This is a genomic window from Streptomyces sp. CB02923 (assembly GCF_001905005.1).
GTDB lineage: Bacteria > Actinomycetota > Actinomycetes > Streptomycetales > Streptomycetaceae > Streptomyces.
The window spans coordinates 122,536-148,494 of the sequence record NZ_LWKZ01000003.1 but is presented as its reverse complement, the minus strand read 5'-3'; the positions used below and the strand labels follow the sequence as shown (position 1 = coordinate 148,494).

The window sequence follows — 25,959 nt, the reverse complement described above, 5'->3', positions numbered from 1 at the left end:
CGCGGAACCCTTGCGTAAGCTGTCTCGGCCCCAGACATACCTTACCGACCTCCGGGTTCCCCCGGCGTCGGCTCTTCACCGGCGGAGCCCCCATGCCAAGCCCGTACCGCGCGCTCTTCCACACGCCCGGCACCAAGTCGTTCACCGCGGCCGGGTTCCTGGGCCGGATGACGCTGTCGATGAGCAGTATCGGCATCGTCACCATGGTCTCCCTGATGACCGGCCGGTACGGCCTCGCCGGCGCCCTGGCGGCGACGGTCGCGATGTCCTCGGCGGTGCTCAGCCCGCAGGTCTCCCGGCTGGTGGACCGGCACGGCCAGCGCCGGGTGCTGCGCCCGGTGACGCTGGTCTCGGCGGCCGCCATGGCCGGGCTGCTGGTGAGCGCGCAGCAGGGCTGGCCGGACTGGACGCTGTTCGTCTTCACGGCCTGCGCGGGCTGCGTGCCGAGCGTCGGGTCGATGGTCCGGGCCCGCTGGGCGGCCGTCCACCCCAGCTCACCGCGCCTGCTGCACGCCGCCTACTCGTGGGAGTCCATAGTCGACGAGGCGTGCTTCATCGTCGGGCCGATCCTCTCCATAGGCCTGTCCACCTCCTGGTTCCCCGAAGCGGGCCCGCTGCTCGCGACGGTCTTCCTGGTGGCGGGGGTCTTCTGGCTGACGGCGCAGCGCGCGACCGAGCCGGCGCCGCATCCGCGCGAACACCACACCAAGGGATCGGCGTTGCGCTCGCGCGGCCTCCAGGTGCTGGTGGTCACGTTCGTGGCGACCGGCGCGATCTTCGGCGCGACCGACGTGGTGACGCTGGCGTTCGCCAAGGAGGAGGGCCACCAGGGCGCCGCCAGCCTGGTGCTGGCGACCTACGCGCTCGGTTCGTGCGCCGCCGGCGTGGTCTTCGGGATGATCCATTTCAAGGGCCCGGCCGCCCGGCGGTGGGTGGTGGGCGTATGTGCGATGGCCGTGAGTATGATCCCGCTCCAACTGGTCGGGAACCTTCCGTTGCTGGCCGTGGCGCTCTTCTTCGCGGGCCTGTCCATCGCGCCGACGATGGTGACCACCATGGCCCTCGTCGAGCAGCACGTACCGCGCGCGAACCTGACCGAGGGCATGACCTGGACCAGCACCGGGCTCGCGGTCGGGGTGGCGCTCGGCTCGTCGGCCGCCGGGTGGGTGGTGGACGCGGCCGGGGCCGGGCGCGGCTACCTGGTGCCGGCCGTGGCGGGGGCGCTCGCGGCGGCGGTGGCGTTCCTCGGATACCGCCGGCTGCGGCCGGCGCCGCAGCGTGAGGGGACGGGCGCAGATGGCCGAGGCACACAGGACGACCGGCGGGAACAGGACGACCGCACGGGCAAGGGCGATCCGCACGGTGCGGGCGGTCCGGGGGACCACACCCCGGCCGGCCTGGCGTAACTGGGCGGGCACCGTCGCCGTGACGCCGGCCCGGAGCGTCTCGCCGGCCTCCACCGGCGAACTGGCCGCGGCGGTGCGCGCGGCGGCGGCCGACGGGCTGACGGTCAAGGCGGCCGGCACCGGCCACTCCTTCACCGCGGCCGCCGCCACCGACGGGCTGCTGATACGGCCCGAGCGCCTGAGGGGCATACGGGAGGTGGACCGCGCCGCCGGCACGGTGACCGTGGCCGCCGGCACCACGCTCGAACATCTCAACCGGGTCCTCGCCTCGCACGGCCTGTCGCTGGCCAACATGGGCGACATCATGGAGCAGACGGTCTCCGGGGCGGCGAGCACCGGCACCCACGGCACCGGCCGCGACTCGGCGTCCATCGCCGCCCAGATCACCGCGCTCGAACTGGTCACCGCCGACGGCTCGGTGCGCACCTGCTCCGCCACGGAACATCCGGAGATCTTCGCGGCGGCCCGGGTGGGGCTGGGCGCCCTGGGCGTGATCACGTCCGTCACCTTCGCCGTGGAGCCGCAGTTCTGGCTGTCGGCCCGGGAGGAGCCGATGTCCTTCGCCCGGGTGACGGCCGAGTTCGACCAGCTCGTCGCCGAGAACGAGCACTTCGAGTTCTACTGGTTCCCGCACACCGGCAACTGCAGCACCAAGCGCAACAACCGCAGCCAGGGCCCCGCCGCCCCGCTCGGCCGGGTCAGCGGCTGGATCGACGACGAGCTGATCTCCAACGGGGTCTTCCGCGCCGCGTGCGCCGTCGGCCGCGCGGTGCCCGCCACCGTTCCGGGCATCGCCCGGCTCTCCAGCCGCGCGCTGTCGGCCCGTACGTACACCGACATCCCGTACAAGGTCTTCACCAGCCCCCGCCGGGTGCGCTTCGTGGAGATGGAGTACGCGCTGCCACGGGACGCCGCCGTCGAGGCGCTGCGGGAGCTGCGGGAGCTGATGGAGCGCTCGGACTTCCGGGTGAGCTTCCCGGTGGAGGTGCGGACCGCGCCGGCCGACGACATCCCGCTGTCCACCGCTTCCGGGCGGGACACCGCCTACATCGCCGTGCACATGTACCGGGGCACGCCGTACCGGGCGTACTTCACCGCGGCCGAGCGGATCATGACGGCGCACGGCGGGCGGCCGCACTGGGGGAAGCTGCACAGCCGTGACGCCGCGTACCTGTCCGGGGTCTATCCGCAATTCGGCGAGTTCGCCGCGCTGCGCGACCGGCTGGACCCGGAGCGCCTGTTCACCAATGCCTACCTGCGGCGCGTGCTGGGCTCATGAGGCCGGGGCCGGTCCGCAGGACCGCCCGGACGGCTGAAACGCCCATTCGGCCCAACGTCCCGCAGGGATGAAGGCCCGGCGGGCCCGCGGGCCGCGGCAAAACGGCCCGGACCCGGCTGTGCGCCGGGTCCGGGCCGGTCCGTTGACCGTCCGCGCGGGGCGGCCCGGCCCGTTCTCCCGGGCCGAATGGGATTCGGTCCGCACGAAGGAGGGAAATGCCGCGCCGGTTAAGGGGATTAGGTCCCCGTGCGGGACGGCATTACGTCCCGCACGGGTGCGGATTTCCGTCCCGCGTTCACGGGGATTTCGGGTCCGGTGCCTGCTGTCCGCCGGGCTCCTGCTTCTTCCCGTCGCCGGAATCGCCCTTGGAGTCGTCACCGCCCTTGCCGGTGTCGTCACCGGTGTTGCCGCCGGACTTCGACGGCTGCGGGCTCGGCGGCGGCGTGGGCTTGCCGCTCCGGCTCGCGTCCGGGCTCGGCGGCGGCGTGGACGGCTTTCCCGTACCGCCGGTGGAGCTGCCGTCGCCGGTGCCGGTGGAGCCGCTGGGGCCGGGCGACGGAGTGCCGCCGGTGCTGCCCGTCGTGCCGTCGCCGTGGGAGGTCCCGGGAGACGGCGAGTCCGTGACGGGCGGGGCCTGCGGCTCGGACTTGTGCCCGTTGCCCCGGAAGACGTTGCCCACCGAGGTGCCCGTGCCGCCCGCCGCGTCCTGCCCGGTGAGCAGCTCGACGCAGGTGACGGCGCCCATCGACAGCACGAAGATCGCCAGCGCGGCGAGCCCCGGCCGCTTCCAGCCGCGCAGCCGGGTGCCGTACGTGGCGGTGCTGACCTCGTCGGCCCGGCGCGGCACCGCGGTGGCGCCGGCCGGCGGGTGGTCGGGGCGTGCCTGCCCCAGTGCCATGGTCCGGTCGTCGAGGCGCGGCACCAGCTGCGTCTTGTCGGTGGCCCCGGCATCCGCCCCGGGACCGCGCGCCGCGTCGGCCTGCGGCAGCAGCTGCGTACGGTCCGGGTCCCCGGCCTGCGGCAGCAGCTGCGTACGGTCGGCGTCCCCGGCCGGGTCCCGGTCCTTGGCCGCGACGGACGTGATCTCGTCCTCCGCGCCCTGCCGGTCGAAGGTGGGCAGCACCATGCCGGTGCCGGATGCGGCGTCCGGCGGTCTGCGGGACACCGAGGACCGGCGCGGCTTCGGCCGGGTGCCGACGGTCGCGGCTTCCTTGAGCTGCTCGCCGGTCCGCCGGAAGAGATGCTGGAAGACCGAGCCGCCGGTCGTGGCCACGACACTCACCACACCCGCGCCGATGATGGTCCCGTACACGCCGAGCTTGCCGGCGAGAAACGCGGCGACCGCGGCCGCCAGGGCACTGCCGGCGACCTGAGGAACGCTCAGGTCGAGCCGTTTCCCCTTGTTTTTCGTGTCGGTATCGCTTTTGTTGTCCATCTCCAGCCTTTGATCGCCCCTTCGATCCATCTTGCACGGACAAGTGACCTATGGGCGAAGCCGGTAGTTCCGATTCTGCGGATTCTGTGAACCTCGCCACCCGTCACGCGGTGTAGAGAGATCGACAAGGCGACCAACTCCCTTGGCGTACGAGAACTTCGGCGGCGCGGCGGTCCACCTCAGTGGCCCGAATGGAGTACTGTGGCGAGCCCTGGCCCCGGAATCCCGTCCGGCTGCCCGGATACGGGAAGGGGCCGAAAGGTGGCACTCAACCCCCGGGTGCCGCCACCGGACACGGGTGACTGGGAGCAGGAACAGGACATGGTCACTGAGCGTTGCGAACAGGTAACCGTGTCATAACGGCGTTTCTGGGCCAAGCCTCGACACGCCGGGTAACTCGGCAATGTTGTGGCAGGCTGCACCCGGGCAGGCCACACTCGACTAGCGGAAGCAGCGACGCACGTGACGTCGGCAGGCACCACCCGGGAGGTCCCCATGCCCGAACTGCGTGTCGTGGCCGTCTCCAACGACGGCACACGGCTGGTGCTCAAAGCTGCGGACAGCACCGAGTACACGCTTCCGATCGACGAACGGCTGCGCGCCGCGGTCCGCAACGACCGCGCGCGGCTCGGCCAGATCGAGATCGAGGTCGAGAGCCACCTGCGCCCCCGGGACATCCAGGCGCGTATAAGGGCCGGTGCCTCCGCCGAGGAGGTCGCCCAGCTCGCCGGCATCCCGGTCGACCGGGTACGCCGCTTCGAGGGCCCGGTGCTCGCCGAGCGCGCCTTCATGGCCGAGCGGGCCCGTAAGACGCCCGTGCGCCGCCCCGGGGAGAACACCGGCCCGCAGCTCGGCGAGGCCGTCGCGGAGCGGCTGCTGCTGCGCGGCGCCGACAAGGACTCCGTGCAGTGGGACTCCTGGCGGCGCGACGACGGCACCTGGGAAGTCCTGCTGGTCTACCGCGTCGCGGCCGAGCCGCACTCCGCGAGCTGGACCTACGACCCGCCGCGGCGCCTCGTCCAGGCCGTCGACGACGAGGCGCGGGCGCTGATCGGCGAGACCGACGACACCCCGGAGCCCAGCTTCCCGTTCGTACCGCGCATCGCGCGGCTGCCGCGCGACCGGCCGCTGGACCGTGCCCTGGACCGTCAGACGTCCCAGGACCGGGACCGCGACCGGGATCGGGACCGTACGGGCGGCGAGGACGACGAGCAGGCGCGGGCCGAGGACGGCTCCGGCGAACGCGAGCGCGACTCGCTCACCAGCCTCCTGGAGGCGGTGCCCAGCTTCCGGGGCGACATGGTCGTACCGGAGGCTCCGAAGGCGCCCCCGCAGGAGGAGTCCGTCGAGGACGAGGAGCTGGAGGAGCCGGCCGCTCCGGCGGCCAGCGCGGGCGCGGGATCGGCCTACGCCGACGTGCTCATGCCACGGGCGGTGGCCGGCCACCGGGACCGCCTCACGGGGACCACCGACCGGCAGGCCGAGGCCGACGGTGTACGGCCGGGGCGGCGCGCCGCCGTACCGAGCTGGGACGAGATCGTCTTCGGGACGCGGCGCAAGAAACCGGAGTAGCTCCGGCGCACACGGCCGAGCGGCACGGGATGCCGCCCGGCCGTCCGCAGGCCGCTCTCAGCCCGCCTGCGCGCCGGTGGCCACCGGACGCGCCGGATCGGCGGACCACTCGCTCCAGGAACCCACGTACAGGGCCGCGGGAACCCCCGCCACAGCCAGGGCCAGCACCTCCTGCGCGGCCGAGACGCCCGAACCGCAGTAGACCCCGACCTCGGTGTCGGCGGTGGCTCCGAGGGCGCCGAAGCGCGCGGCCAGCTCCGGGGGCGGCAGGAACGTGCCGTCGGCGGTGAGGTTCTCCGTCGTCGGCGCGGACAGCGCGCCCGGGATGTGCCCGGCGACGCGGTCGATGGGCTCCACCTCGCCGCGGTAGCGCTCACCGGCCCGTGCGTCCAGCAGGACACCGCGCCGGGCCAGGGCCGCGGCCTCGTCCGCCGTCAGCAGTGGCAGCGCGCCGGGCACCGCGGTGAAGTCGCCGCCCTTCGGCGACGGTACGTCGGTGCTGAGCCCGCCGCCGGACGCGGTCCAGGCGGCCAGCCCGCCGTCCAGGACCCGTACCGAGGCGTGTCCGGTGTAGCGCAGCAGCCACCAGGCGCGGGCCGCCGACCACCCCTGTCCGCCGTCGTACACGACGACCGGCGCGTCCGCCGATACCCCGGCCCGGCGCATGGTCGCGGCGAACGCGTCGAGGTCCGGCAGCGGATGGCGGCCGGCCGGGCCCGCGGGCGCCGCGAGTTCGCCGTCCATGTCCACGTAGACGGCGCCGGGTACGTGCCCGGCCTCGTAGTCGGGGCGGCCGGGCGGGCCGCCGAGCCGGTAGCGGACGTCGAGAAGGACCGGCGGGTTCCCGGAGGCCAGTTCGTCGGCCAGCCCGGCGGCGGTGATGGTGACATTCATGGGGCTCATCCTCGCGCAGGGCGGGCCCGTGCTGAAGGCGGTGTCCATGGCGGCGACGGCCTTCCCCAGGGCCGGATGCCGCGCGTCCACGAACGGCAACATCACCGAAACGGGTGCGAAACATCAAATCGGGCATTCTCCCATGGGAACGCGCCGAAGACGGCGCGGCCGGGGCGCGCAGCGGATGAGGTGGTGCGAGCATCTGCACGGGACGGCGCACTCGCGCCCGGTCCCCGCACGGCCACCACCCCGATGGTCCGAGGAGAGAGTGACGATGACGACCGAGGCAACGACTCGGCGGACGCCCGGCGCGCCTTGCTGGGTGAGTCTCATGGTGCACGACCTGGCCGCGACAGAGCAGTTCTACAGTGCGCTGTTCGGCTGGGAGTTCAAACCGGGGCCGCAGCACTTCGGTCCGTACGTCCGGGCGTATCTCCACGGGCGGGAGGTGGCCGGGATCGGGGAACTGGCGCCCGACCGTCACCTGCGGGTCGCCTGGACGACGTACCTGGCGAGTGACGACGCCGACGCGGCCGCCGAGCAGATCCGCGGCTGCGGCGGCACGGTCGCCGTCGGACCGCTGGACGCGGACGACGAGGCGGGGCGGATGGCCATCGCCTCGGACCCGCAGGGCTCGGTCTTCGGGCTGTGGCAGGGCAAGGAGATGGTCGGCGCGGCGCTGGTCGGCGTGCCCGGGGCGCCGGTGTGGAACGAGCTGGTGACCCGGGAGACGGGAGTGACCGCTTTCTACGAGGCGGTGTTCGGCTACGAGACCCGGCCGGAGGCCACCGTCCCCGACTACCTGACGCTGCATCTGAAGGGGCAGCCGGTGGCGGGCGTGCACGGCGTGGGCGACGCGCTGCCGCGGGAGCTGGGGCCGCACTGGGTGACGTACTTCGCCGTCTCGGACACCGATGCCGCGGTGCGGCGCGTGGCGGAACTGGGCGGCCAGGAGGTCGAGGCGGCCTGGGACTCCGCATACGGGCGGGTGGCGAAGGTCGCCGACCCCGAGGGGGCGGTGTTCGCCGTACTCCAGCAGCCGGGCTGAGCAGCCGTCCGGCGGGGGCGCGCGCCGTGCTGCCGAGCGCGGCGCGCCCTCCGGCGGACCGGGCGCTACTCGGCGGCGTACACCGGCAGGACGTCCGGGGAGAGGGCTGCCGCATGGGCGGCGGCGGAGGTCTGGCGGCGCCGGTGATGGCGGCGGCAGAGCACCTCGTAGCCGACCTCGGCGGGCGCGCTCTGCACGTCGCCGATGACGACCTGCGCGCCCTCGACGACCATCTGGCCGTCGAGGGTGCGGGCGTTGTGCGTGGCGCGGGCGCCGCACCAGCACAGGGCCTCGACCTGGAGGACCTCTATGCGGTCGGCCAGTTCGACCAGGCGCTGCGAGCCGGGGAAGAGCTTGCTGCGGAAGTCGGTGCTGATGCCGAAGGCGAAGACGTCCAGTTCCAGGTCGTCGACGACGCGGGCGAGCTGGTCGATCTGGTCCGGGGCGAGGAACTGCGCCTCGTCGGCGATGACGTAGTCGACCCGGCCGCCGGAGCTCAGGGCGGCGACGATGTGGGCGTAGAAGTCCATCTCGTCCGTCGCCTCGACGGCCTCGGTGACCAGTCCGAGGCGGGAGGAGAGCTTGCCGCGGCCCGCCCGGTCGTCGCGTGTGTAGATCATTCCTTGCAGGCCGCGGGCCGAGCGGTTGTGCTCGATCTGCAGAGCGAGGGTGCTCTTTCCGCAGTCCATCGTTCCGGAGAAGAACACCAGCTCGGGCATGGGAGAACGCGGGCCTTTCGGGCTCGTATCGAGTGGGGGACGGCCGGGAGCGCGCGTGGGGTGCGCTCGCCGGGCGGCGGGGGCGGGGCGTGCGGGGCCGGGCTCGGGTGCACGGCGGGGTACGGGGTCAGGTACGGACTTCGAGGAGCGGTACGAGCTGTTCGGCCGGGGTCATCGAGCCGTGCATACCGACCATCGCGGACTCGCGCGGCTCCCTCTCGCTCGCCACGATCACCATGTCGGTGTGCGCGGCGGCGACGACGTCGCCGATACGGGCCCGGACCCGGTCGTCGACCCGGGGGCCGAACCAGCCGGCGGCGATGGCCTCGTCACGGCCCGCCACCCACATGTCTTCCCCGACCACCTCGCGCCATACCGCGAGCACGTCTCCGGCCGCGCCGGGGTGTGCGTACAGATGCCGCGCGCGCCCCTCGCCGCCCAGCAGCCGCACACCGGCGCGCAGTTCCCAGTCCTCGTCGAAGTCGATGCGGGACTCCGGACCGAACGGGATGTCGATCATGCCGTGGTCGGCGGTGACGTACAGGGCGCTGCGCGGCGGCAGTTGCTCGGCGAGGCGCTGGGCGAGGCGGTCGACGTACATCAGCTGGCCGCGCCAGGCGTCGGAGTCGGTGCCGTAGCGGTGCCCGGCACCGTCCACCTCGGCGTAGTACGTGTAGACCAGCGACCGGTCACCGGCGGCGAGCTGCTCGGCCGCCAGGTCCATGCGCTCCTCGCCGGCGAGCCGGCCGTGGAACGTGCCGCCGCTGAGCGCGACGTCGGTGAGCGGGGTGCGCTCGAAGTTCGGCGAGGAGACCTGGCAGGTGTGGATCCCGGCGGCGTGCGCCCGCTGGAAGACGGTCGGGTACGGCTGCCAGGCGTACGGGTCGGACCACGGGTACCAGCGCAGCTGGTTCATCAGCTCGCCGGTGTCCGGGTTCAGGCAGGTGTAGCCGGCCAGGCCGTGCTCGCCCGGCGGCAGGCCGGTGCCGACGGAGGCGAGCGAGGCGGCGGTGGTGGCCGGGAAGCCGGCGGTGATCGGGCGGCCGGTGCGGTTGAACGAGCTGTCCAGAAGGGACGTCAGGAACGGCGCCTCGTCCGGGTGGTCGCGCAGCAGTTCCCAGCCGAGGCCGTCGATGAGGAAGACGCAGACGCGGTCGGCGGGGTCCAGGGCCATGCCCGGCCCGCCCGCCTGCCCGGCGCCGGGCAGGGTCAGGCCCTGGCCTGCGGTGATGGTGGGCAGCAGGTCGGCGAGCGAGCCGGTGCCGTACGCGGGCACCGGCGCGCCGGTGAGGTCGAGGGGTTCCGGTTCCGGCCAGGCGGGGACGGCGTGTGCCATCAGCGGGTGGTGGCCGCGGTGGCCTCGGACAGCGACTGGGCGAAGGCGAGGGTCTGCCGGACGGTGTCCGGGCCGTCGCCGGCCTCGCTGACGCGCAGCGACAGGTCGTCGGCCGTCGAGGAGCCGGTGTAGCCGTGGTCGGCCTCGCAGTTGGGGTCGCCGCAGGTGGCGGGCTCCAGGTCCAGACGGGCTACGGCGCCCCAGCCGATGGTCAGGACGACCTCGCGGGGCAGCCGGCCCGGGGTGTAGGACTCGGGGTTGGCGACCACCCGGCTGAGCACGACGGAGGAGATCCGGCCGAGCTTCACGGACTCGGTGGAGGTCGTCGCGTACGGCGAGGGGGAGGTGTCGTCGGCGGACTGCTCGTCGGTGTGGCTGACGATGAAGCGGGTGCCGGTCAGGACCAGGACCGTGACGTGGCGGCGGACCTCGTTGGCGTCGAAGGTCGTCTCCTGGTGGACCAAGTACGACACCACCGGCTCGCCGCCGACCGCGGCCTGCACCGCCTCGGCCACCAGGGCCGGGTAATAGCCGCTGCGCTCGATCGCCGCGCGCAGCCCTTGGGTCGTCGTACCGGTCTTAGCCATGCGCCCCATCTTACGGGGCGTACCGGCCGGGGCGGGTCGGAGAGCCCGGGTCCGGGCCAGGGGCGCCCGGCAGGGCCCCGCGGCGCCCGCTGTCAGTAGGCGGGCATCCGGCGGGGGCCCAGGTCGGTGGTGGCCGGCGGGCGGGCCAGGCGGACGGTGGCGTCCAGGACGGCGAGGCCGTGTGCGGCGACGACGACGGGCTCCAGGTCGACGCCGACGACCTCGGGGTGGTCGTCGACCAGCCGGGAGACGCGCAGCAGCAGGTCCTCCAGGGCGGCGGTGTCCACCGGCTGGCTGCCGCGCCAGCCGAACAGCAGCGGCGCCGTGCGGATGGACCGTATCTGGTCGGCGACGTCGCGGTCCGTCGCGGGGATCAGGCGGTGGGCCGTGTCGCCGAGGAGCTGTGAGGGGGCGCCGGCCAGGCCGAAGGAGAGGACGGCGCCGGCGGCCGGGTCGATGGCGGCGCGGACGACCGTGTCGACGCCGCGCGGCACCATCGGCTGGACGACCGGGCGCAGCTCCTCCGGTTTGCCGAGGAAGTCGGTCAGCTCGGCGTAGGCACGGCGCAGCTCCGCCTCGCCGGTCAGGTCGAGTCGGACGCCGCCGAGGTCGGGGCGGTGCCGCAGGTGCGGCGCGGTGGTCTTCAGGGCGACCGGGTAGCCGAGGCGGGCGGCGGCGCGTACGGCGGTGTCCGGGTCGGGGGCCGGGTGGGCGGGGCGCACGGGAATGCCGTAGCGGGCCAGGAGGGCGTGGGCGTCGTCGGCCGGCAGCGGGACGGAGCGGGTGATGTCGGCGTGCCGGCCCAGTTCGTCGAGCAGCCGGTCGATGTCGGCGCCGGTGGCGGCCTCCTCGATGTCCTCGTATTCGGGCACCCGGCCCGGGTCGGTGGCGTCCCGGCGCCATTTCGCGTAGCGCACCGCCTGGGCGAGCGAGCGGACGGCGCGCTCGGCGGCGGGGAAGACCGGTATCAGGGGGGCGGGCGGGGAGGCGGGGGGTGTGGTGTCGGCGGGTGTGGTGCCTGGGGGTGTGCTGCCGGGTGGGGCGGGTGGGGCTGCGGCGGGGGTCTGCGGGGCTCCGGAGGCGCCGTCGGGGGCCGCGGGGGTGTCGGGGCGGGCCGGGGCGCCGCCGGAGGGCGGCGGGGCCGCCAGCGCATCTGCGAGGGCGTCCATGGCGAGGTGTACGACGGTGACCGGCTTGGCGGGCGCGGCGGACGAGGCCGCTTCGCGCAGCGCCGCGGCGAGGTCGGCGCCCTCCCCCGGGGAGGCCACGCCCTCCTCCCCCACCCAGGGGATGGCCGTCACCACGACGGCGTCGCAGAGCCCGTTGGCCAGGGCCGCGGACAGCGCCGTACGGAAGTCCTCCGGTGTGGCCGCGGCGGCGAGGACGTGCGGGCGCAGCGGGCGCAGCCCTTCGGTGAGGCAGGCGTCGTACGTCAGCAGGGCGAGGGACTCGCTGTTGCCGAGGATGGCCACGCGCGGGCCGTCCGGCAGCGGCTGGGAGGCGAGCAGCAGCCCGGCGTCGATCAGCTCGGTGACCGTGTCGACGCGGATCACGCCGGCCTGGCGCATCAGGGCGGAGACCGTGCTGTCGGGAATGCGGACCGTGGGGACGGTGTGGCCGAGCGGCGCGGTGCCGGTGTGGCGGGCGCCCTTGGCCACGACGACGGGCTTGACGGCTGCCGTACGGCGGGCGAGCCGCATGAATTTGCGCGGGTCGCCGATGGACTCCAGGTAGAGGATCGCGACGTCGGTGGCCGGATCGTCGTACCAGTACTGGAGCAGGTCGTTGCCGGAGAGGTCGGCGCGGTTGCCGGCCGACAGGAAGGTGGAGATGCCGGCGATCGAGCCGTCGCCGGGGCCGCGCCGGTGCAGGCCGCTCAGCAGGGCGATGCCGATCGCGCCGGACTGGGTGAAGAGGCCGATGCGCCCGGCGCCGGGCATCTGCGGCGCGAGGGAGGCGTTCAGACGGACGTCCGGGGCGGTGTTGATCAGGCCGAAGGCGTTCGGTCCGATGAGCCGCATCCCGTACGAGCGGGCCTGGCGCAGCAGGGCGCGCTGCCGCTCGCGGCCCTCGGTGCCGGACTCGGCGTACCCGGAGGAGAGGATCACCAGGCCGCGCACGCCGTGCTCGCCGCAGTCCCGGACCACGTCGGGGACCCGGTCGGCGGGGACGGCGAGCACCGCGAGATCCACGGGCTCGGGGATCTCGGACACCGAGCGGTGGCCGGGCACGCCCTCGGGATCGAGGCGGGTGCCGCCCTCGGGGAAGGCCCGGTTGACCGCGTACACCCGGCCCGGGTAGCCGGAGTCGAGGAGGTTGCGCAGGACGGAGCGGCCGACGCCGCCGGGGGCGCGGCCGGTGCCGACGACGGCGACCGAGCCGGGCGCCAGCAGGCGCTGTACGGAGTGGGCCTCGGCGCGCTGCTCGCGGCCGCGCATGACGGCCATGGACTGCTCGGTGGGCTCCAGGTCGAACTCCAGGCGCACCACGCCGTCTTCGAAGGTGCGCTGCTGGGTGTACCCGGCGTCCGTGAAGACTTTGATCATTTTGGAGTTGGCGGGCAGCACCTCGGCGGCGAACCGGCGGATGCCGCGCTCGCGGGCGACCGCGGCGATGTGCTCCAGGAGCGCGGAGGCCACGCCGCGGCCCTGGTGGGCGTCCTGGACGAGGAAGGCGACCTCGGCCTGGTCGGCGCCGGGCTCCTTGGCGGGGCGGCCGCGCTCGTCGATGCGGTCGTAGCGGACCGTGGCGATGAACTCGCCGCCCACGGTGGCGGCGAGGCCGACCCGGTCGACGTAGTCGTGGTGGGTGAAGCGGTGCACGTCGCGGTCGGAGAGGCGCGGGTAGGGCGCGAAGAAGCGGTAGTACTTCGATTCGTCGGAGACCTGTTCATAGAACGAGACCAGGCGCTGCGCGTCGTCGGGGGTGATGGGGCGGATGCGCGCGGTGCCGCCGTCGCGCAGCACGACATCGGCTTCCCAGTGGGCCGGGTAGACGCTGTCCGACGGGCTCTGCATGGGTGACAGCGTACGACCCGCCACCGACAACCGGCTCGGTGTGCGTGCCCGTACGGGCCGGGGCAGGCCGGGAGCCGGGCGGGGGCCGGGCGGCGGGTCCCGGATGGCGGACGGTCCGGCCGCGTGCCGGAGAGCTGCCGGTAGCGTGCCCACGGCCTGCGGAAAGTGCCGTCGCGAGTCCGGTACGGGTGCCGAGCAAGCGCCGTCGCGAGTGCCGTCACGAAGGCCGTCGCGAGAGCCGTCGCGAGGGCCGTACAAACGCCGTCGCAAGCGCCGTCGTGGCCTGCCGGAGCACTCCCGACAGCATGAGACACTGGTCTAGACAACCGTTACGACTTGAAGGGCAACACCATGGCTGAGCGCCGCGTCAATGTCGGTTGGGCCGAGGGTCTGCACGCCCGCCCCGCCTCGATCTTCGTCCGTGCGGCCACCGCCGCCGGGATCCCCGTGACGATCGCCAAGGCCGACGGCAACCCGGTCAACGCGGGCTCCATGCTGGCCGTGCTGGGCCTGGGCGCCCAGGGTGGCGAGGAGATCGTGCTGGCCTCCGACGGCGAGGGCGCCGACGCCGCGCTCGACCGCCTCGCGAAGCTGGTCGCCGAGGGCCTTGAGGAGCTCCCGGAGACCGTCTGAACCGCTTCGCGGGTCATCGTGTTCGCGGCTCCGCCGCGGTAGCCGGATCACCGGCGCCGGGCGGGGCCGCGTTTTTGTATGTTCCGGCTTGCGGGGGGGGGCAGGGGGTATTCACCCCACAGCAATCCGTGCCAATACCGCAATTCCGCAATACCGCATCGCCTGTACGGCACCGCGAATACCGCACCGGGAATCCGATTTCCCGGAGAATGCGCCTACCGCTTGCATACGGCTGTCGTGTTAATTCTGTTCGCGCGCCGTGTTTACGGTCTGTTTCGAATCCCTCACCGTTTGCCCGGGAACCGCCGGGCGCAGCCGGTACGCCGGGCGCGAGCGCTCGATGTGCGCCGCCATCAGGGACCGGGCCCGCTCGGCGTCCCCCCGGCTCACCGCGTCCAGCACCGCGCCGTGCTCCTCCCACGGCCGCGCGTCGCGGACCGGGAGTTCGACTGCGTACATCCAGTCGGTCTTGCGCCGCAGCTGGGTGAGCAGCGCCGCCATGCTGGCGCTGCCGGACGCCTGGGCGAGCGTCTCGTGGAACCAGCCGTCGAGTTGGCGCAGCTCCGCCCGGTGGCCGTGCCGGGCGCGCTCGCGGCCCAGCCGTACGACGCCGCGCAGGACCTTGATGTGCGCCTCGGTGCGGCGGACGGCGGCGCGCGCGGCGCCCAGCGGCTCCAGCAGGCCCCGGATGTCCAGGACGTCGGCCGCTTCGCGCTCGGTCGGCTCGGCCACGCAGGCGCCCGCGTGGTGCCGGATGACGACGAAGCCCTCGGACTGCAGCGTGCGCAGCGCCTCACGCACGGGGACGCGGGAGACCCCGTAACGGCCGGCCAGTAACTCCTCGATCAGCCGGCTTCCCGGCGGCAGAACGCCGGATACGATGTCGTCGCGGATCGCCGTGCACACCACATGAGCGGAAATGGTGCCTCGCATCGTCTGCGCCTCCGCCGTAATCCCCTGGGAACATCCGGAAATGCCGCCGGGCGGCGGCATGGGGTGTGACTCTATTCGACGGTAACGTGCTGTCCGACGGCCGCGGCGTATTCATGGATATTTTTGGCCAGGAACGCGCGGAACGGCATTCGGGCGGCCCGCCTGCCGAGCGGCCCCTGGAGCGGTCCCCGAAACGCAGACGCCCCGGCCGCGGGGGCCGGGGCGTCGTACGGGGGACGGGTGTGCGTCAGACGTTCACGCCGTGCGAGCGCAGGTAGGCGACCGGGTCGATGTCCGAGCCGTAATCGGCGCCGGTACGGGCCTCGAAGTGCAGGTGCGGGCCGGTGGTGTTGCCGGTGCTGCCCGACAGGGCGATCTGCTGGCCCGGGGTGACGGTCTGGCCGACCGAGACGCCGATGGACGACAGGTGGCCGTACTGGGTGTAGGTGCCATCGTTCATCTTGATGACGACGTTGTTCCCGTACGCGCCGCCCCAGCCGGTCTCGACGACGGTGCCGGAGCCCACGGCGTGGACGGTGGTCCCGGAGGCGGCGTGGAAGTCGACGCCGGTGTGGCTGCCGGAGGACCACAGGCCGCTGGAGGCCTTGTAGCTGGTGGAGACGTAGGAGCCGTCGACCGGGGCGACGTACGTGAGCAGGCGCTTGCGCTCGGCCTCGCGGGCGGCGCGCTCCTTGGCCTCCCGCTCCTTCTTCGCCTCCGCCTCGGCCTGGCGCTTGGCCTCTTCGGCCTGCTGACGCGCTTCGGCCTCGGCCTTGGCCTGCGCGGCGGCGGCCTCGGCGGCCTCCTGCTGCGCGTCGGCCTGCGCCTCGATCTGCTCGGCGAGCTCGTCGCCGAGGACGACGGCGTGGTGGAGGCCGGTGTCGTGGTTGCTCGCGTCGTCCGGGTTGCCGGCCGCCAGTGCCGGGGAGGCGACGGAGGCGATGACGCCGGACGCGGCGAGCGTGGCTATGCCGGCGAGGTTACGGGTCGTCCGCGCGCTGCGGCTCGGACCACGGTGCTTCCCGGTGGCACGGGTGAACGCCATGAGCTGGCTGTGTCCTTTCCTTCCCTCTCGCCTACCGGGTTAGCTGACGGGTTCGGAGCAGGAAGGTCTCCTACGGGCGCCTCCGGGAAGGCGTCCGATTCACCCCAAGGGACATGGGTCCCCGGCTCCCCTGGCTCGCGCCGTACGGGGACTCGGCGATGCCTGTCCGTGCCACGGTTGCGGCGGTGATCCTGCGGACAGCCGGATCGACGCTAAACGGGGCAACTTTCAATCGGCAAACAGAACCGCGGTTTTGTGCCGTACGCCACACGGGCACCTCGCAACCACCCCCAACAATTGGGGCATAAAGAAGATCCAGTGGCGCCTGCGCGCCACTGGATCCCTTATATGATCATTCGTCATCCGGACGGATCACGAGCCGTCGGCCTCCGGTGTCCGCCGACGGCCGCCACCGCGCCGATGACGTGCCGTCAGCCCTTGACGACCGTCACCTCTCCGATGCCGAGCGCCTTGACGGGCTCCTCGATCTCGGCGGCGTCGCCCACCAGGACCGTCACCAGCCGGTCGACCGGGAAGGCGTTGACGGCCGCCGCGGTGGCCTCGACCGTGCCGGTCTGCGCCAGCCGCTCGTACAACCGGGCCTGGAAGTCGTCCGGGAGCTGCTGCTCCACCTGGTCGGCGAGGGTTCCGGCGACGGCCGCCGCGGTCTCGTACTTCAGGGGCGCGACCCCGACGAGGTTCTGTACGGCCACATCGCGCTCGGCGTCCGTCAGGCCCTCCGCCGCGAGGGTGCGCAGCACCTTCCACAGGTCCTCCAGCGCCGGGCCGGTGGAGGCGGTGTCCACCGAGCCGCTGATGGCGAGCATCGCGGCGCCGTCCCCGTCGGCCGAGGAGCGCAGCACCTGCCCGAAGGCCCGCACCCCGTAGGTGTAGCCCTTCTCCTCGCGCAGCACCCGGTCCAGGCGGGAGGTGAGGGTGCCGCCCAGGCAGTACGTGCCGAGCACCTGGGCGGGCCAGACGCGGTCGTGCCGGTCGGCGCCGATCCGGCCGATCAGCAGCTGGGTCTGCACGGCGCCGGGGCGGTCGACGATCACGACGCGGCCGGTGTCGTCGGCGGTGATCGCGGTGGCCTTGACCGGTTCGGCGGGCGACCCCGTCCAGGCGCCGAGGGTCTCGGTGAGGGCCGCGTCCAGGTCCACGCCGGTGAAGTCGCCGACGATGACGGCCGTGGCCGTGGCGGGGCGCAGGTGGGCCTCGTAGTAGGCGCGGACGGCCGCCGCGTCGATACGGGTGACGGTCTCCTCGGTGCCCTGGCGGGGCCGCGACATCCGGGAGTCGGCGGGGAAGAGCTCCTTGGAGAGGGCCATCGCGGCGCGCCGGGCCGGATTGGCCAGCTCGTGCGGGATCTCGTCGAGGCGGTTGCGCACCAGGCGCTCGATCTCGCCGTCCGGGAAGGCCGGGGCGCGCAGGGCGTCGGCGAGCAGGCCGAGCGCCTGGTCCAGCCGGGAGACCGGGACCTCCAGGGAGACGCGGACACCGGGGTGGTCGGCGTGCGCGTCCAAGGTGGCGCCGCAGCGCTCCAGCTCGGCCGCGAACTGCTCGGCGTCGTGCTTGTCGGTGCCCTCGGACAGGGCACGCGCCATGATCGTGGCGACGCCGTCCAGGCCCGCGGGCTCGGCCTCCAGGGGCGCGACGATGTCGATCTCGACGGCGACGACCTGCTGGCCGGGGCGGTGGCTGCGCAGGACCGTGAGGCCGTTGGGGAGCTGCCCGCGCTCGGGGGCCGGGAAGGCCCACGGCTTGGGCTCGCCGCCGGCCGGCTGCGGATGGAACGTCATCGGGTTGCTGACGGCGTCGCTCACTGGGCCGCCTCCTCGTCGTTGTCCTCGGCGGCGGTCGGCTCGGTCGGCTCGTACACGAGGACCGCGCGGTTGTCGGGGCGCAGCCGGGCCTTGGCGACCTCCTGCACCTCCTGCGGGGTGATGTCCAGGACGCGCCGCACGGCGGTCAGGGCGAGCTGCGGGTCGCCGAAGAGGACCGCGAAACGGCACAGTTCGTCGGCGCGGCCGCTCGCCGTGGCCAGCCGGTCCAGCCACTCGCGCTCCAGCTGGGCCTGCGCGCGCTCCATCTCCTCGGGGCTGGGCCCCTCGGCGGCGAAGCGGGCCAGCTCCTCGTCCACGGCGCTCTCGATGCCGGGCACCTCCACGCCGCCGGAGGTCTTCACGTCCAGCCAGCCGAGCGAGGGGGCGCCGGCCAGCCGCAGCAGGCCGAAGCCCGCCGCCACGGCCGTACGGTCCCGGCGCACCAGCCGGTTGTACAGGCGCGAGGACTCGCCGCCGCCGAGCACCGTCAGGGCCAGGTCGGCCGCGTCAGCCTCACGGGTGCCGTCCTGCGGGAGGCGGTAGGCGGCCATCAGGGCGCGGGAGGGGACGTCCTCCTCGACGACCTCGCGCAGCTCCTTGCCGACGACGTCCGGGAGGGAGCCGTCGCGCGGCGCCTGCTTGCCCTCGTGGCCGGGGATGGAGCCGAAGTACTTCTCCACCCAGGCGAGGGTCTGCTCGGGGTCGATGTCGCCGACGATCGACAGGACGGCGTTGTTGGGCGCGTAGTACGTACGGAAGAAGGCCCGTGCGTCCTCCAGGGAGGCGGCGTCCAGGTCGGCCATCGAACCGATGGGCGTGTGGTGGTACGGGTGTCCCTCCGGATAGGCCATGGCCGTCAGCTTCTCGAAGGCCGTGCCGTAGGGGACGTTGTCGTAGCGCTGGCGGCGCTCGTTCTTGACGACGTCGCGCTGGTTCTCCAGGGACTCTTCGTCGAGCGCCGTCAGCAGGGAGCCCATGCGGTCGGCCTCCAGCCACAGCGCGAGCTCCAGCTGGTGGGCGGGCATGGTCTCGAAATAGTTGGTGCGCTCGAAGCTGGTGGTGCCGTTCAGGGAGCCGCCGGCGCCCTGGACCAGTTCGAAGTGACCGTTGCCCTTGACCTGGGCGGAGCCCTGGAACATCAGGTGCTCGAAGAGGTGGGCCAGGCCCGTACGGCCCTTGACCTCGTGACGTGAGCCGACGTCGTACCAGAGGCAGACCGCGGCGACCGGGGTCAGGTGATCTTCTGAAAGCACCACGCGCAGGCCGTTGGCCAGCCGGTGCTCGGTCGCTGTCAGGCCGCCGGAGCCGGCTTGTTCTGTGGCCGTGTGACCCATGGGCATGTACGTCCCTTCGATCCGCTTGCGAGGAAGTTCTGTCACTGTATGCAAGCGCGCCGAGCTATGGCGAAGTTCCCGGCCGGGCTGCCTCGTACGAGCGGACTTCCCGGCGACCCCGTCCGGGGGCTCCGGGGAGGGTCGCGGTCGGCGTTGTCAGTGGGGCGGGCCACAATGGTCCGCGAAAGACCCGAACGTTGATCCAGCATCGGCAAGCAGCAGGACGCAAGCGAAGGAGCCGCAGCCGCGATGGCCCGCCGTAGCACGAAGACCCCGCCGCCGGACGACTTCGAGGAGAGGATCCTCGACATCGACGTCGTCGACGAGATGCAGGGCTCCTTCCTTGAGTACGCGTACTCGGTCATCTACTCCCGCGCCCTCCCGGACGCCCGCGACGGCCTCAAGCCCGTGCACCGCCGCATCCTCTACCAGATGAACGAGATGGGGCTGCGCCCCGAGCGCAGCTACGTCAAGTGCGCCCGCGTCGTCGGCGAGGTGATGGGCAAGCTCCACCCGCACGGCGACGCCTCCATCTACGACGCCCTGGTGCGGATGGCGCAGTCGTTCTCGATGCGACTGCCCCTGGTGGACGGCCACGGCAACTTCGGTTCGCTCGGCAACGACGACCCGCCCGCCGCCATGCGGTACACCGAGTGCAAGATGGCCTCGGCCACGTCCCTGATGACGGAGTCCATCGACGAGGACACCGTCGACTTCGCACCGAACTACGACGGCCAGGAGCAGGAGCCGGTCGCCCTCCCGGCGGCCTACCCGAACCTGCTGGTCAACGGTGCGTCAGGAATCGCGGTCGGCATGGCGACGAACATGCCGCCGCACAACCTCGGCGAGGTGATCGCCGCCGCCCGCCACCTCATCAAGCACCCGAACGCGGACCTCGACACGCTGATGCGGTTCGTACCGGGCCCCGACCTGCCGACCGGCGGCCGGATCGTGGGTCTGGGCGGCATCCGGGACGCGTACGAGTCCGGGCGCGGCACCTTCAAGATCCGCGCCACGGTCTCGGTGGAGAACGTGACCCCCCGCCGCAAGGGCCTGGTCGTCACCGAACTCCCCTTCGCCGTCGGCCCCGAGAAGGTCATCTCCAAGATCAAGGACCTGGTGGGCGCGAAGAAGCTCCAGGGCATCGCGGACGTCAAGGACCTCACCGACCGCGAGCACGGCCTGCGCCTGGTCATCGAGATCAAGAACGGCTTCATCCCGGAAGCCGTCCTGGAGCAGCTCTACAAGCTCACGGCCATGGAGGAGTCCTTCGGCATCAACAACGTCGCGCTGGTGGACGGCCAGCCGCTGACGCTGGGCCTCAAGGAGCTGCTGGAGGTCTACGTCGACCACCGCTTCGACGTGGTGCGCCGGCGCAGCGAGTTCCGGCGCGGCAAGAAGCGCGACCGCCTCCACCTGGTCGAGGGCCTGCTGACGGCCCTCGTCGACATCGACGAGGTCATCCGCCTCATCCGCTCCAGCGACAACAGCGCGCAGGCCAAGGAGCGCCTGATGGACCGCTTCGCGCTGAGCGAGATCCAGACGCAGTACATCCTCGACACCCCGCTGCGCCGCCTGACCAAGTTCGACCGGATCGAGCTGGAGTCGGAGCGCGACCGGCTCAAGGCGGAGATCGAGGAGCTGACCAAGATCCTCGAATCGGACTCCGAGCTGCGCAAGCTGGTCTCCGGCGAGCTGGCCTCGGTGGCCAAGAAGTACGGCACGGACCGGCGCACGGTCCTGCTGGAGTCGGCGGGCGCCCCGGTGACCGCGATGCCGCTGGAGGTCGCCGACGACCCGTGCCGGGTGCTGCTGTCCTCGACGGGCCTGCTGGCCCGTACGGCCAACGGCGAGGTGAACTTCGACGCGGAGGCCAAGCGCGTCAAGCACGACGTGATCGTCTCGGCGGTACCGGCCACCACCCGCGGCGAAGTGGGCGCGGTGACGTCCACCGGCCGGCTGCTGCGGCTCCAGGTGGTCGACCTGCCGCAGCTCCCGGACACCGTCGCGGCGCCGAACCTGTCCGGCGGCGCGCCGGTCTCGGAATTCCTCGGCCTGCAGGACGGCGAGGAACTGATCTGTCTCATGACGCTCGACGAGTCCTCGCCGGGGCTGGCCCTCGGCACGGAACAGGGCATCGTCAAACGCGTGGTGCCGGACTATCCCTCCCACAAGGAGGAGTTGGAGGTCATCACCCTCAAGGACGGTGACCGCATCGTGGGCGCCGCGGAGCTGCGCACCGGCGAGGAGGACCTGGTCTTCATCACCGACGAGGCACAGCTGCTGCGCTACCCGGCGGGGCAGGTACGGCCGCAGGGCCGGCCGGCGGGCGGCATGGCGGGCATCAAGCTCAGCCCGGACGCGAAGGTCATCTTCTTCTCGGCCGTCGACCCGGCCGCCGACGCCATGGTCTTCACGGTCTCCGGCTCGCACGGCACGCTCGACGACTCGATCTCCACGGCCAAGCTCACCCCCTTCGACCAGTACCCGCGCAAGGGCCGGGCGACCGGCGGCGTGCGCTGCCAGCGGTTCCTGAAGGGCGAGGACTGCCTGTCCCTGGCCTGGGCGGGCGCCACACCGGTGCGCGCGGCGAACTCCAAGGGCGTACCGGTCGACCTGCCGGAACCGGACCCGCGACGGGACGGCTCGGGCGTACCCCTCACGAAGCCGGTCGCGACGCTGGCCGGGCCGGTGTAACGGGCGCGGTCCCGGTCGAAGGACGATGACGACGCCCCCGGACGGCTGCGGCCGGGCCGGGGGCGGTGTCGGGGCTTCGGGGCGTTGGGGCTTCGAGGCGTCGGGGGCGTCGTCTGGGTGGTTCGGTGTCTGGGGTGGGGCGGGTGGGGTGAGTGGGGCGAGTGGGTGGCTACCGGTCGTCGGACTCCCCGGGCCACTCCGGCTCATCCGGCTCATCCGGCTCGCTCGGCGCATCCGGAACTGCGAAGTCTCCGGGCTCTCCGGGCTCTCCGGGCTCTCCGGGCTCTCCGGGCTCTCCGGGCTCTCCGGGGGACGGTACGTAGCGCAGTACGCCCCACATGCTGCTCGCGGCGGCGCGTTCCGGGCCCGTCTCCCGGCAGTCCGTCAGCTCCTTGCGCAGTGCCGCCGCGTCGACCCCGCTGCCGATCAGGACGAGCTGGGTGCGCCGCTCCTCGTCCGGCTGCCACGGCGACGGGTAGAAGCGCAGGAAGCTGCCGACCGCGTGCACGGCGAACTTCTGGCGGTTCTCCGGTACGTCGAAGTGGACGAACCCCTTGATCCGGTAAAGACCGGCGGGCCTGCTGTCGAGGAAGGCCATGAGCCGACGGGGGTTCATCGGTTCGTCCGAGACGAACTCGACGCTCTCGTAGGCCGTGTGGAAGTGGCGGCCGGCCCCGTGGCCATGGCCACGGCACCCCGGGCCGTGCTCACCGCACGCATGCTCCCCGCCCGCCTCGGCCTCCGCTCCCGCCTCCTCTTCCGCCTCCGTCTCCTCGCGGAACAGGTCCTCGAAGGACAGCTGACGGGCCGCCTCGCCGTCCGCGTCGCGTGGTTTGCGGTCGAAGAACAACTCCGGGTCGATCCGCCCGTACGCGGCGGGCACGACCGGCGTCCCCGGGCTCAGCTCGGTGAGGGTGTCCAGGAGCGAGCGCTGCTCTTCCTCCCCGATCCGGTCGGCCTTGTTCAGGACCACCAGGTCGGCGATGGCCACATGCCGGTCGATCTCCGGATGCCGGGCCCGGGTGGCCTCGAACTCCGCCGCGTCGACGACCTCGGCCAGCCCGCCGTAGACGATGCGGTCGTTCTCGCTGGCCAGGATCATGCGGATGAGTTCCTGCGGCTCGGCCAGCCCGCTCGCCTCGATGACGATGACGTCGATACGGGCCGAAGGCCGCGCCAGGCGTTCCAGGTACTCGTCCAGTTCGCTGGTGTCGACGGCGCAGCACAGGCAGCCGTTGCCCAGCGAGACCATCGAGTCGACCTGGCCGGCCACCGTCATGGCGTCGATCTCGATGCTGCCGAAGTCGTTGACGACCGCTCCGACACGGCTGCCGCCGCTGCGGCCCAGCAGATGGTTGAGCAGGGTCGTCTTGCCGGAGCCGAGGAATCCGGCAAGCACGATGACCGGGATCTGTCGCGGGGCCTGTGGAGCCTGCAGGGCCAAGGGGGCGCCTCCATCGTCGTACGTCGGTGCGGCGGCGCGCCGTCGGTCCGGCACGCCGTCAGTTCAGCGCGGCGGGAACCGGCTGCGGCGGGGGCGGGCCCACATAGCGGGCCGCCGGACGGATGATCTTCGCGTCGTCCGCCTGCTCCAGGATATTGGCGCTCCACCCGATCACCCGGGCCGCACAGAAGGTGGGAGTGAACATCTCACGCGGCAGGCCGCACAGCTCCATCACCACACCCGCGTAGAACTCGACGTTGGTGTGCAGTTCCCGGCCGGGCTTGAGTTCGGCGAGCAGCGCCTCGACGCGCTCCTCCACCTGCACCGCGAAGTCCACGAGCGGCCCGCCGAAGCTCCGGGCGATGTCACGCAGCATCCGCGAACGCGGGTCCTCGGTGCGGTAGACGGGGTGCCCGAAGCCCATGATCCGCTCCCCCGAGCGGACCCGTTCGCGGATCCAGGCGTCGATACGGTCCGGGCTGCCGATGGCGTCGAGGGCGTCCAGGGCCCGGCTGGGCGCGCCGCCGTGCAGCGGTCCGGAGAGCGCACCGACCGCGCCCACCAGGCAGGCAGCGAGGTCGGCGCCCGTGGAGGCGATGACGCGGGCGGTGAACGTCGAGGCGTTGAAGCCGTGGTCGATGGTGGAGATCAGGTACCGCTCGATGGCCCGGGTGCGCGCGGGGTCGGGCTCCTCGCCGGTGAGCATGTACAGGTAGTTGGCGGCGTACGGGAGGTCGTCCCGCGGCTCGACCGGCGCCAGGCCCCGGCCGATGCGGTGCAGCGCGGTGAGCACGGTGGGCACCGCAGCACTCGCGGTGAGCGCGTCGGCGCCACGCTGCCGGGGATCGATGTCGTAGAGGGGCTGGAAGCCCGCCGCGGCGCCGAGCAGGGAGAGCGCGGTGCGCAGGCCGGCAAGCGGACCGCTGCGGGCACTGGCGCGGGCGATTCCGGGCAGCGCGTCCCATACGGCGCCGGGCAGGTGGCGCAGCACCGTGGTCTCCGTCCCGAAGGCCGCGCGCTGCTCCACGTCCGGCAGGCTGCCGCGGAGCATCAAGTGCCAGACGTCCTCGAAGGTACGGCTCTGGGCGAGCTCCACGGCGGAGTACTGGCGGTAGTGGTAGAAGCCCTCCCCGCCCCGTACGTCCCCCAGCTCGGTCTCGGTGACGATCACACCCGCGAGCCCGCGGGGCGCGTCGAAGGTCGCTCCGGCTCCGGCATTCGACATGACGGTCCTCCTGCTCTCCTGGCTGCTCTCCTGGCCACTCCTCATTGACTCGACTGTCTATTCTGGACTGAATACCTGTCAATATTGATTCAATCAACCTACAAGCAAGATCAATCGATACGGTGGGCGTCATGGCGGATCACGAAACGGACGACGGCCACGGCGGCAGTAGCGGCGACGGCCACGGCGGCAGCGGCAGCGGCCACCGTGGCGGCGATGGTGGCGACCGTGGCGAGCGGCGGCTGAGCACCCGGGAAGCGGCCGAACGGCTCGGCGTGAAACCCGAGACGGTCTACGCCTACGTCAGCCGCGGCCAGCTGACCAGCCGACGGGCCCCCGGCGGCCGGGGCAGCACCTTCGACGCGAAGGAAGTGGACGCACTCGCCCGACGCGGCGCCCGGCGCGAACCGCTCCCCGCCAACGGTGACCTGGCGTTCCGTACCGGCATCACCCTCATCGACAAGGGCCGCTGCTACTTCCGCGGCGTGGACACGACCGAACTGGCCGACCGTTACGGCTACGAGGAGGTCGCCGACTGGCTCTGGACCGGCCTGCTGCGCCCCGGCGTCCGCTTCAGCGCTCCGGAGGAAGCCCTCGCGGCCGCCCGCCGGGCCGTCGACGCACTGCCCGCCCACAGCAGTCCGCTGGACCGGCTGCGCGTCGCGGTGGTGGCGGCGGCCTCCGCCGACCCGCTGCGCTTCGACCTGTCCGAGGACGCCGTTCTGGGCACCGCGCGCGCCCTCATCCCCGTCCTCGTGGACGCCCTCCCCCGTCTGGAGGACGGGACCGACTGCACCTCGGCCCCGCTCCCCCGCCGCTTGTGGTCACGCCTCACCGGGGAACGACCCGACGACGCGTCACTGCGCGCCCTCGACGCGGCACTTGTCCTCCTCATCGACCACGACCTCGCCTCCTCGACCTTGGCCGCCCGGGTGGCCGCCTCCGCGCGGGCCCATCCGTACGCCGTCGTGTCGGCCGGTTTCGGCGCCCTGGACGGGCCTCTGCACGGCGCCGCGAGCAGCCTCACGCACCGCATGTTGCTGGAGGTACTGGAACGGGGCAGTGCGGCGGCCGTGGTGGCGGACCACCTGCGCGCCGGGCGCCGCGTACCCGGTCTCGGCCACCGGGTCTACCCGGGCGAGGACCCGCGCGCCCGCACCCTGTTCCGCCTCCTGGAGGACGTACCGCAGGCCGGCCCGGCCCTACAGGCAGCACGCGACGTGGTCGCGACGATCACCCGCCACCACGCGCTGCACGCCAACGTCGACCTCGCCCTCGCGGTGCTGACCGTCTCGGCAGGCATGACCGCCGAGGCCGGCGAAAACGTCTTCGCTGTAGCCCGCACCGCCGGCTGGATCGCCCACGCGCTGGAGGAGTACGAGGAACGCCCCATGCGGATGCGCCCCAGCGGCCACTACCAGGGCCCCCGCCCGCCCCAACCCCTACCGTGACCCACGACCACCGTCACCGACCACCTGCCCCCACCATCGACCACCGGCCCCAGGCTCACACCCGGAGCCCTGCCCCACCCC

General features: G+C 72.8%; 19 protein-coding genes and 1 riboswitch. Of the genes, 7 read left to right on the top strand and 12 right to left on the bottom strand.

Annotated elements, in window-relative coordinates; translation table 11 throughout:
- Nucleotides 1–92 precede the first annotated feature (92 nt).
- Nucleotides 93–1,406: an MFS transporter gene (locus A6A06_RS07825; RefSeq protein ID WP_073760435.1), complete on the top strand. Its 1,314-nt coding sequence runs from the start codon at nt 93–95 to the stop codon at nt 1,404–1,406.
- Nucleotides 1,297–2,685 carry a D-arabinono-1,4-lactone oxidase gene (locus A6A06_RS07820; protein WP_079193867.1) on the top strand — a complete coding sequence of 463 codons (1,389 nt, stop codon included), beginning with the start codon at nt 1,297–1,299 and terminating at the stop codon, nt 2,683–2,685. Before A6A06_RS07825 ends, A6A06_RS07820 begins: the two co-directional genes overlap by 110 nt.
- 295 nt (nt 2,686–2,980) lie before the next feature.
- On the opposite strand, the gene A6A06_RS07815 is transcribed toward A6A06_RS07820, so the two are convergent.
- Nucleotides 2,981–4,120 (bottom strand): hypothetical protein, encoded by a 1,140-nt coding sequence (locus A6A06_RS07815; protein ID WP_073760431.1) that lies wholly within the window; start codon nt 4,118–4,120, stop codon nt 2,981–2,983.
- A 495-nt stretch (nt 4,121–4,615) separates the two neighbouring features.
- On the opposite strand from A6A06_RS07815, the gene sepH reads away from it, so the two are divergent.
- On the top strand, nt 4,616–5,692 hold the full coding sequence (gene sepH / locus A6A06_RS07810) for a septation protein SepH (RefSeq protein WP_073760429.1): 1,077 nt from the start codon (nt 4,616–4,618) through the stop codon (nt 5,690–5,692).
- 57 nt (nt 5,693–5,749) lie between these two features.
- On the opposite strand, the gene A6A06_RS07805 is transcribed toward sepH, so the two are convergent.
- The gene (locus A6A06_RS07805) at nt 5,750–6,586 is read right to left on the bottom strand and encodes a sulfurtransferase (RefSeq protein ID WP_199930746.1); all 837 of its coding nucleotides are present in this window, start codon (nt 6,584–6,586) and stop codon (nt 5,750–5,752) included.
- Between the two features lie 274 nt (nt 6,587–6,860).
- Here A6A06_RS07805 and A6A06_RS07800 point away from each other — a divergent pair, with 274 nt between their 5' ends.
- A complete protein-coding gene (locus tag A6A06_RS07800; protein WP_073760427.1) occupies nt 6,861–7,634 on the top strand; it encodes a VOC family protein in 774 nt (257 codons plus the stop codon).
- 65 nt (nt 7,635–7,699) lie between these two features.
- On the opposite strand, the gene A6A06_RS07795 is transcribed toward A6A06_RS07800, so the two are convergent.
- The 4 genes from A6A06_RS07795 to A6A06_RS07780 all read right to left on the bottom strand — a co-directional run bounded on the left by A6A06_RS07795 (nt 7,700) and on the right by A6A06_RS07780 (nt 13,293).
- Nucleotides 7,700–8,353, bottom strand: a complete 654-nt coding sequence (locus tag A6A06_RS07795; protein WP_073760425.1) for a thymidine kinase — start codon at nt 8,351–8,353, stop codon at nt 7,700–7,702.
- 127 nt (nt 8,354–8,480) lie between these two features.
- Nucleotides 8,481–9,689 carry an alkaline phosphatase family protein gene (locus tag A6A06_RS07790; RefSeq protein WP_073760423.1) on the bottom strand — a complete coding sequence of 403 codons (1,209 nt, stop codon included), beginning with the start codon at nt 9,687–9,689 and terminating at the stop codon, nt 8,481–8,483.
- A complete protein-coding gene (locus A6A06_RS07785) occupies nt 9,689–10,276 on the bottom strand; it encodes a DUF5998 family protein (protein WP_073760421.1) in 588 nt (195 codons plus the stop codon). The genes A6A06_RS07790 and A6A06_RS07785 overlap by 1 nt, the downstream gene beginning before the upstream one ends.
- 92 nt (nt 10,277–10,368) lie before the next feature.
- Nucleotides 10,369–13,293 carry a bifunctional acetate--CoA ligase family protein/GNAT family N-acetyltransferase gene (locus tag A6A06_RS07780; RefSeq protein WP_073760419.1) on the bottom strand — a complete coding sequence of 975 codons (2,925 nt, stop codon included), beginning with the start codon at nt 13,291–13,293 and terminating at the stop codon, nt 10,369–10,371.
- Between the two features lie 351 nt (nt 13,294–13,644).
- On the opposite strand from A6A06_RS07780, the gene A6A06_RS07775 reads away from it, so the two are divergent.
- A complete protein-coding gene (locus A6A06_RS07775; protein ID WP_073760563.1) occupies nt 13,645–13,926 on the top strand; it encodes an HPr family phosphocarrier protein in 282 nt (93 codons plus the stop codon).
- Between the two features lie 240 nt (nt 13,927–14,166).
- Here the strand turns inward: A6A06_RS07775 and A6A06_RS07770 are convergent, their stop codons facing one another.
- The 4 genes from A6A06_RS07770 to A6A06_RS07755 all read right to left on the bottom strand — a co-directional run bounded on the left by A6A06_RS07770 (nt 14,167) and on the right by A6A06_RS07755 (nt 19,061).
- Nucleotides 14,167–14,859 carry a GntR family transcriptional regulator gene (locus A6A06_RS07770; protein WP_073760417.1) on the bottom strand — a complete coding sequence of 231 codons (693 nt, stop codon included), beginning with the start codon at nt 14,857–14,859 and terminating at the stop codon, nt 14,167–14,169.
- Nucleotides 14,860–15,106: 247 nt separating this feature from the next.
- Nucleotides 15,107–15,904: a M23 family metallopeptidase gene (locus A6A06_RS07765; RefSeq protein WP_073760415.1), complete on the bottom strand. Its 798-nt coding sequence runs from the start codon at nt 15,902–15,904 to the stop codon at nt 15,107–15,109.
- A gap of 13 nt (nt 15,905–15,917) precedes the next feature.
- A riboswitch (cyclic di-AMP (ydaO/yuaA leader) is annotated at nt 15,918–16,072 on the bottom strand.
- 263 nt (nt 16,073–16,335) lie between these two features.
- Nucleotides 16,336–17,703 carry a M16 family metallopeptidase gene (locus A6A06_RS07760; protein WP_443333727.1) on the bottom strand — a complete coding sequence of 456 codons (1,368 nt, stop codon included), beginning with the start codon at nt 17,701–17,703 and terminating at the stop codon, nt 16,336–16,338.
- A 20-nt stretch (nt 17,704–17,723) separates the two neighbouring features.
- On the bottom strand, nt 17,724–19,061 hold the full coding sequence (locus A6A06_RS07755; RefSeq protein WP_073760411.1) for a M16 family metallopeptidase: 1,338 nt from the start codon (nt 19,059–19,061) through the stop codon (nt 17,724–17,726).
- A 249-nt stretch (nt 19,062–19,310) separates the two neighbouring features.
- Here A6A06_RS07755 and A6A06_RS07750 point away from each other — a divergent pair, with 249 nt between their 5' ends.
- Entirely contained in the window at nt 19,311–21,758 is a 2,448-nt protein-coding gene (locus A6A06_RS07750) for a DNA gyrase/topoisomerase IV subunit A (RefSeq protein WP_073760409.1), read from the top strand.
- A gap of 169 nt (nt 21,759–21,927) precedes the next feature.
- Here the strand turns inward: A6A06_RS07750 and A6A06_RS07745 are convergent, their stop codons facing one another.
- Nucleotides 21,928–23,202, bottom strand: a complete 1,275-nt coding sequence (locus tag A6A06_RS07745) for a CobW family GTP-binding protein (protein ID WP_199930745.1) — start codon at nt 23,200–23,202, stop codon at nt 21,928–21,930.
- A 58-nt stretch (nt 23,203–23,260) separates the two neighbouring features.
- Nucleotides 23,261–24,427 carry a citrate synthase/methylcitrate synthase gene (locus A6A06_RS07740; protein WP_073760407.1) on the bottom strand — a complete coding sequence of 389 codons (1,167 nt, stop codon included), beginning with the start codon at nt 24,425–24,427 and terminating at the stop codon, nt 23,261–23,263.
- Between the two features lie 131 nt (nt 24,428–24,558).
- Here A6A06_RS07740 and A6A06_RS07735 point away from each other — a divergent pair, with 131 nt between their 5' ends.
- Nucleotides 24,559–25,878 (top strand): citrate synthase, encoded by a 1,320-nt coding sequence (locus A6A06_RS07735; RefSeq protein ID WP_079193866.1) that lies wholly within the window; start codon nt 24,559–24,561, stop codon nt 25,876–25,878.
- Nucleotides 25,879–25,959 lie beyond the last annotated feature (81 nt).